The organism is Paracoccus litorisediminis (assembly GCF_009711205.1).
In the GTDB taxonomy this organism is placed as follows: domain Bacteria; phylum Pseudomonadota; class Alphaproteobacteria; order Rhodobacterales; family Rhodobacteraceae; genus Paracoccus; species Paracoccus litorisediminis.
In genome coordinates, this window is the sequence record NZ_WMIG01000019.1 from 79,281 (window position 1) to 85,885 (window position 6,605).

At 61.5% G+C, this 6,605-nt stretch carries 6 protein-coding genes; 2 read left to right on the forward strand and 4 right to left on the reverse strand.

Annotated features, from left to right (window positions below; all coding sequences use genetic code 11):
- Positions 1-47: 47 nt before the first annotated feature.
- Complete coding sequence (locus GL300_RS21275) at positions 48-2,456, reverse strand: ATP-dependent helicase (protein WP_343043158.1); 2,409 nt, start codon at positions 2,454-2,456, stop codon at positions 48-50.
- 67 nt (positions 2,457-2,523) lie between these two features.
- Here GL300_RS21275 and GL300_RS21280 point away from each other — a divergent pair, with 67 nt between their 5' ends.
- The gene (locus GL300_RS21280) at positions 2,524-2,772 is read left to right on the forward strand and encodes a hypothetical protein (RefSeq protein WP_155041694.1); all 249 of its coding nucleotides are present in this window, start codon (positions 2,524-2,526) and stop codon (positions 2,770-2,772) included.
- A gap of 207 nt (positions 2,773-2,979) precedes the next feature.
- On the opposite strand, the gene GL300_RS21285 is transcribed toward GL300_RS21280, so the two are convergent.
- The gene (locus tag GL300_RS21285) at positions 2,980-4,068 is read right to left on the reverse strand and encodes a DNA-methyltransferase (RefSeq protein WP_211595293.1); all 1,089 of its coding nucleotides are present in this window, start codon (positions 4,066-4,068) and stop codon (positions 2,980-2,982) included.
- 457 nt (positions 4,069-4,525) lie between these two features.
- Here GL300_RS21285 and GL300_RS26445 point away from each other — a divergent pair, with 457 nt between their 5' ends.
- Positions 4,526-4,897, forward strand: coding sequence for a hypothetical protein (locus GL300_RS26445; protein ID WP_211595295.1), 372 nt, complete (start codon positions 4,526-4,528; stop codon positions 4,895-4,897).
- A 260-nt stretch (positions 4,898-5,157) separates the two neighbouring features.
- Here GL300_RS26445 and GL300_RS21295 read toward each other — a convergent pair whose 3' ends face one another.
- Both GL300_RS21295 and GL300_RS21300 read right to left on the reverse strand, forming a co-directional pair.
- Positions 5,158-5,418 carry a hypothetical protein gene (locus tag GL300_RS21295; protein ID WP_155041695.1) on the reverse strand — a complete coding sequence of 87 codons (261 nt, stop codon included), beginning with the start codon at positions 5,416-5,418 and terminating at the stop codon, positions 5,158-5,160.
- Between the two features lie 60 nt (positions 5,419-5,478).
- On the reverse strand, positions 5,479-6,429 hold the full coding sequence (locus tag GL300_RS21300; RefSeq protein ID WP_155041696.1) for an IS481 family transposase: 951 nt from the start codon (positions 6,427-6,429) through the stop codon (positions 5,479-5,481).
- Positions 6,430-6,605: the final 176 nt, after the last annotated feature.

Sequence of the window (6,605 nt, forward strand, 5' to 3'; positions counted from 1 at the left end):
AGGAGGCCGTAATCCGCCTGGAGGCTAGCTGATTGCTGCCCCATTCTTCACCCCCACATATCGCGCATGCTGGCGCGGATATCGACGCTGCCCGGGGCAGGGGAGGCGGCCTCGGTCGCGTGTGGCGGTGCCCAACGCGTGACATCGAAATGCTGCAGCATGTCGCTGGTGATGAAGCGGGTGCGGGCGGCAAAAAGATGGCGGTCGCCGCGTTTTGCCTGCTGAGTGACATAGAAGCGCAAGGGCACGCCCAGCGTCAGTTGATCCTTGGCCCGGGTCATGGCGACATAGAGAAGCCGTCGCTCTTCTTCGAGATCGGCGCTCTGTCCAGTGCCGAGATCCGAAGAGATGCAGCCATCAACGACATTCAGCACGAAGACCGCCTTCCATTCCTGCCCTTTGGCGGAATGGATGGTGGAGAGGATCAGGTAATCCTCATCCTTCAGCGGCACGCCGGCTTCAGCGCTGGTCGCCTCAGGTGGATCCAGCGTCACATCGGTGAGGAATTTTTCGCGGCTGTGATAGGCCGACGCGATCTGTTCCAGTTGCAGCAGATCGGCGCGGCGGAACTCGGCATCCTCATGGATGCGCTCGAGATGCGGTTCGTACCAGACGCGGGCGCGGCCAAGGGCCTCGGGCCAGGCGGCGGGCTGCAGCACGGCGATAAGGTCTTCCCATCCTGTCACCTTGGTCGGTGCTGGCATCTGCGCCAGTGCGGCGAGAGGATCGGGCACGGTCGCGATGCGGTCCAAAACCTTCGCCGCCGTACCCGGCCCCAACCCTGGCAGCAGCTGTAGCAGCCGGAAGCCTGCCACCCGGTCGCGCGGGTTCTGGGCAAAGCGCAGCAATGCCAGCAGATCCTTGACATGCGCGGCCTCCAGAAACTTCAGCCCGCCGAACTTGACGAAGGGAATGTTGCGGCGGGTCAGCTCGATCTCGAGTTGACCAGAATGGCTGGAGGTCCGGAACAGCACCGCCTGCTGCTTCAAGGTCATGCCGGTCTCACGGTTGGCCAGAACCTGATCGGCGACGAAGCGGGCCTGATCGCCCTCATTCGGCAGATTCACCAGCCGCGGTTTCTCGAGTGATGTGCGATCAGACCAGAGGTCCTTGGTGAAACGTTCCGAGGCCCGCGCGATGACCGCATTGGCGGCGGTCAGGATCGGTTGGGTCGAGCGGTAATTGCGCTCGAGCGTCACCACGCGGGCAGGTGGGGTGAAGGCCCCAGGGAAATCGAGAATATTGCGCACCGTCGCCGCTCGGAAGGCGTAGATTGACTGCGCATCATCACCGACCACGGTCAGCCCGCGGCCCTCGGGCTTCAGTGCCAGCAGGATGCGCGCCTGCAGCCGGTTGGTGTCCTGATATTCGTCGATCAAGACATGATCCCAGAGCGCGCCAATATGGGCGGCAAAGCCGGGATCCTGCATCACCTGCGCCCAGGCCAGCAGCAGATCGTCGTAATCCAGCACATTCTGCGCCTGCTTGGCCGCGACATAGGCCCCGAACAGGCGCTTCAGCTCGACTTCCCACATGGCGCACCAGGGGAAGTGATCGATCAGCACCTCGGCCAGAGGTATCCCGGAATTCACCACGCGGGAATAGATCGCGAGGCAGGTGCCCTTAGCCGGAAATCGGATTTGCGCTTTGGAAAAGCCCAGCTCATGTCGGCAGAGATTCATCAGGTCGGCGGAATCCTCGCGATCATGGATGGTGAACTCCGGGTTCAAACCGATCTGCAGCGCCAGATCGCGCAGGAGGCGCGCGCCGATGCCGTGGAAGGTGCCGGCCCAGGTCAGAGCCTCGGCCGCGTAGCCGGTGCCCATGACGCTTTCGGTGATCCGCGAGACACGGCGGGTCAGTTCGGAGGCGGCGCGGCGCGAAAACGTCATCAACAGGATGCGTCGTGGATCGGCACCCTGTTTCAAGAGATGGGCGAGGCGATGGGCGAGGGTATTGGTCTTGCCCGATCCGGCGCCAGCGATGATCAGCAGGGGCTCCAGGCCATGCTCGACGGCCGCACGCTGCGCATCGTTGAGGTTTTGCAGATATCCCATGTCACCCCTCGGTCCCTGAAGTTGAATTACCGCAATTGGAACGGAAAGGGAACGCGTTTGGCGGGACCATTCCGCGAAGTCCGGCCCGAAGTCAAAAGAAGAGGGCAGGTTAGGGGGAGGCGACCGTCCTGTCCGGACGTCCTGAATTGGTTTCAGGGACAAGTTCTGACGTGCGGGGACTCGGACAAGCCGAACGCCCGCATGCCTGCTTGGGCCGCGCTGAAGCGCGTCCGTATTGGGAACCGCCGGTTCCCCCACGCCAGCCCGGCGCGCGGCGTCAGAGCGGGTGCCCCCAACACCCGTGTCGGCCAGGGGCCGAGCTGCGTGGCCGGGCGATCCCCGCTCCTGCCCTCGCCGGAAGGCAGTTCGGTAAGAGAGGCGCCGCTTCGCGGACCTCACTTGCCAGACCGCCCCGAGTATTCGGCCGATGACCGCAAACGGGGCCTCACCATGAAGGAGGCCAGATATGGTTCAGGATCAATGCAACAGTTGCGGCGAGATCGAGGTCTCGGACCTGGCCGCCCCCAAGGTTTGCACCCAATGCGGGCAAACAGCCGCGATCAATCTGGAGGCCCAGACCGCGGAAATCGCCAAGGCCATTCAACCGTACCGCAGCGAAATCCTCGATTGGATAGCAACGATGTGGGCTGAGTTGCCGTTCGCCGGAGTGGCGCGCCGATTGCGTTCATCACGAAAAGGTCTTCCTGCAGGTTAAAAAACAAGCCTTCGCCAAGGGTTGAGGGAAGGGGCGATGCGCAGCGTTCATGAATACCGCCCCCTCCAGCGGCGGCCGGTCCGGGACAGTGCATCCCTCCGTAAGTCGATCTCGACCCGATCTTCGTGCGCGCCAGAGCCCTTCCGTGATCGAGCCGACACGACTCGCGGGTCATATCGCCGCGATAGGCGCAGAGGGGACGATGACTCAGCAGCATGACACCGACCCTCCCGCGATCTCGGCAAGCCGGTGGCGCGCCATTTCCGCATAGGCGTCGTCTATCTCGATACCGATCCCGTTCCAGCCGAGCATCCTGGCCGCAACCAGGGTTGTCCCGGACCCGGCAAACGGGTCGAGGACTGTTCCTGTTTCGCCATGCATCTGTAGGCATCTGAGAGGCAGATCCACCGGGAATATGGCGGGATGCCCGTGTTTTCCTGCCCGTGCTCGGACTGTTTCATACGGTATGAACCAGGAGTTGCCCGCGCATCGCCGGTCTGACCGCGCAGCTTGCCAACGCCCCAGGTTGGTTTTGTCCTCGTAGGGGACGCCAATCGCCAAGCGATCGATTTCGACGTCTCCGCGCTTGGTGAAATGAAGGATCTCCTCGTGGGTTCTGTTCAGAAACCGCTTGCTGTTGATCGGCTTGAAATGACCGCTGGTTCGGTCACCGATCGCGATCGATTTTATCCAGGAAATCCGGTTCTGCAGGGTTAGATGGCTACGGAATGCCTGCGCGACATCTGTAGCGATCCAAGGGTCGGGCCCCGCCGCGATATTCAGGAACAGTGCGCCATCGTCTGCGAGGAGGCGCGCGATCTGCCCGGCCACCTCCTCCATCCAGCGCAGATAGACCTCGGGCGGCTTGCGATCATCGTAGCTCCGATAGGGGACCCCGATATTATAGGGTGGAGAGGTCACGACCACGTCAATGCTGCCGGCTTTCATCCTGCGCATGGCATCCAGACAATCGCCATGAATGATGGTTTGCCGAGCCGCGTGCGACCGCCTGTGCAGGTCGCACCCCGGCGCATCTTCCTGCGACTGGGCCGGCGCAACTGTATGCTGGTGGGGAATATTTATAGGAATGCAGGTCATATTGTCGGCGCTCCGCTCTTGACGTCCGACAGGTATAATAGAGGCGAATTCTCGGATCGAAACAAGGTGGCGAGCGTAATCCACAAGTTTCGAACGCGCCCTTCGACAGAGCCACCGCGCCTCGATATCCAGGATGAGAACGCTGTTGCGGATCCTGACATTGGGCCGGAATGCGCTCGACATCGTCTGGTTCGCCACGGCGCGGGCCTGCCCTCATCCGTCAGGCGCGGATCCAGGCTGGTTCCCGCGTTCCCGGTCCCTAACCGGACAGGCGCCAGATGATGCTGGCCTATTACACCCAGAAGGAATGTTGGCGTTGGTATCTCTATCTTTCTGTTTTTGACAGGGAACATGCGGGAACAAGGGAACAGGGAGATGAAAGCGCTCAGGCTTATTCATAATTGTTTCATTTTTTATCAAATAGTTATGGATTTTATTCCAACGGAATCTGCGGTTATCCACATGCGCGTCGTGACGGACCCGTAGTCGCAGACGCATCCCGCGACAATTTCTCCGGCATCGAGACTGCGGTCGGAGATGATGGCACGGGTGTCGGGGTTCCCAGACAATGCGCCCAGACCTTTGCTCCTCTCCGGCACGGGCTCGTGTCGAAACCTGGCTGGTCCCCGGACCAGTTCCTCGAGAGGAGTTCTTTATGCACCCGTCCGAAATCGGCCTGCGCCGTCCCGCGCCCAAACCCGTACCTCGTTCCAATCCTAGCCGGGAGGGCTCCGCCAGCGATATTTTCTGCGCGGTGAACGCCGCAGCCCGCGGCCAGATCCGGGCATTGGCGGAACGCTGGCTGGCGACGACCCGCATGTCCGGCGTCAACCTGATGGCGCTCAACCCGACGCGCGCGGACCGGCGTATCGGCTCGTTCTCGATCAATACCCGCACCGGTCTCTGGGCGGATTTCGCGACCGGGGACAAGGGAGGCGACATCGTTTCGTTCTATGCCTATCTGCAGGGGGTCAGCCAGATCGAGGCGGCGCGCGAACTGGCAAAAATTCTGGGAGTGCGGGCATGAACGTTCCGGTCACCCAAACCAACATCCGGGTTCTGAGCAGCCCGCCTGAGGGGGCCTCACAGCTCCGCAGCATTCCGGATCACGTCCCAACGCCGGAGCTGCGCTGGAAGGACGCGCGAGTGGTAGCGCTCTACGACTATCGTAATGCGAACGGCTCGCGCGCATTCCTCGTCGCTCGCGTCGAAACCGCTGAGGGCAAACGCATACTGCCGCTCACCGTGTGGTCAACGCCTGATGGTCGCCTGGAATGGTGCTATAGATTACTGCCGGATCAGCGCCCTCTCTACCGCCTGCCGCAGTTGCTGGTTGAAGCGTCCAAACCCGTGCTGATCAGCGAGGGCGAGAAATGCGCCGATGCCGCGGCCGGTTTTGGCGACTATGCCAGCGTGACCTGGGCCGGTGGGTGTAAAGCCCTCTCCCAGACCGACCTCACGCCGCTGGCCGGGCGCGATGTCATCATCCTGCCCGATCATGACGAGCCGGGCCAGGATGTGGCCACGCAGCTGGAGCAGAGGTTGCAAGAGATTGGCGCCGCGTCCATCCGGAGGCTGGATATCGTCCGCCTCGCCGAGGCCTGCGGGCTAGGTGTTCAGTCCCGGCATCTGGTGGATCGGGTTCAAGATGAATCTGTCTGGCTCGGAGGTCCAGACCTTGCAGATGTATTCGTATGGCGTGAGGCCGTTGAGGGTCTTGAGTCTGCGCGCGAAGTTGTAGGCTGCTATGAAGTCGCTGAGGTGGACGCGAAGCTGATCGTGTCGCTCGTAGTGGAAACGCTTCACAGTGGCCTCCTTGATCGTCCGGTTCATCCGTTCGACCTGTCCGTTGGTCCAAGGGTGTTTCACTCTGGTCAGCCGGTGATCGATGTCGTGTTCGCGGCATACGCGCCCGAAGATGTGCTCGAAGGCGCTGGTATCGACGCTGCGATTTGCGAACTGCACACCATTGTCGGTCAACACCGTGTGGATCCGGTATGGCACAGCTACGATCAAGTCGCGCAGAAACTGGGCTGCAGCCATCTTTCCCGCCTTCTGGACGAGGCGAACGAAGGCAAACTTGCTGGTTCTGTCAATTGCGACAAAGAGATAGAGCTTCCCTTCGGCGGTCTGGACCTCGGCGATATCGACATGGAAGTAACCAATGGGGTAGCGCTTGAAACGCTGCCGTTGCGGTTTGTCCCCATCGACGTCGGGCAGGCGCGATATCCCATTGCGCTGTAGGCAACGGTGCAAGGCCGAGCGTGTCAGATGCGGTAGAGACGGCTGCAGCGCATAGAGGCAGTCGTCCAGTGGCAGCAGCGTGTGGCGCCTGAACGCCACGACCATTGCTTCTTCCTCCCCTGTCAGCACCGTTGAACGAGGCTCCTTCGGCCCGGTCTTCATGTCCTCGACTGTCTGACGCTTTCGCCACTTCGCCACGGTCTTGGGGTTGATGCCCAGCTCGCGGCTCAGCGCCGCGGTTGAAGCTTCCGATCGCTGTATTGCTGCTCGGATGGCGTGCGTAGTCGTGGCGCTGCCGTGACGAACTTGTCCCATAGGGCATCCTTCCATTCCGACGAAAGGATCGCACCATCAAACCATGGGATCAAACACCTAACGACGCACCAGAGTGACCACATGCATTGGAGCCATATGTGGAGGCATCAGATGTTCAGGAAACTCGCTCTCGTCGCATTGTTTTTCTCTGTTGCGACGGGATCGGCTCTTGCAGA

Bases quoted from the DNA above. Each gene is read 5' to 3' on its own strand.
- GL300_RS21280 (WP_155041694.1), top strand. From the start codon at position 2,524: ATGGTTCAGGATCAATGCAACAGTTGCGGCGAGATCGAGGTCTCGGAC.
- GL300_RS26445 (WP_211595295.1), top strand. From the start codon at position 4,526: ATGCACCCGTCCGAAATCGGCCTGCGCCGTCCCGCGCCCAAACCCGTA.
- GL300_RS21300 (WP_155041696.1), bottom strand. From the start codon at position 6,429: ATGGGACAAGTTCGTCACGGCAGCGCCACGACTACGCACGCCATCCGA.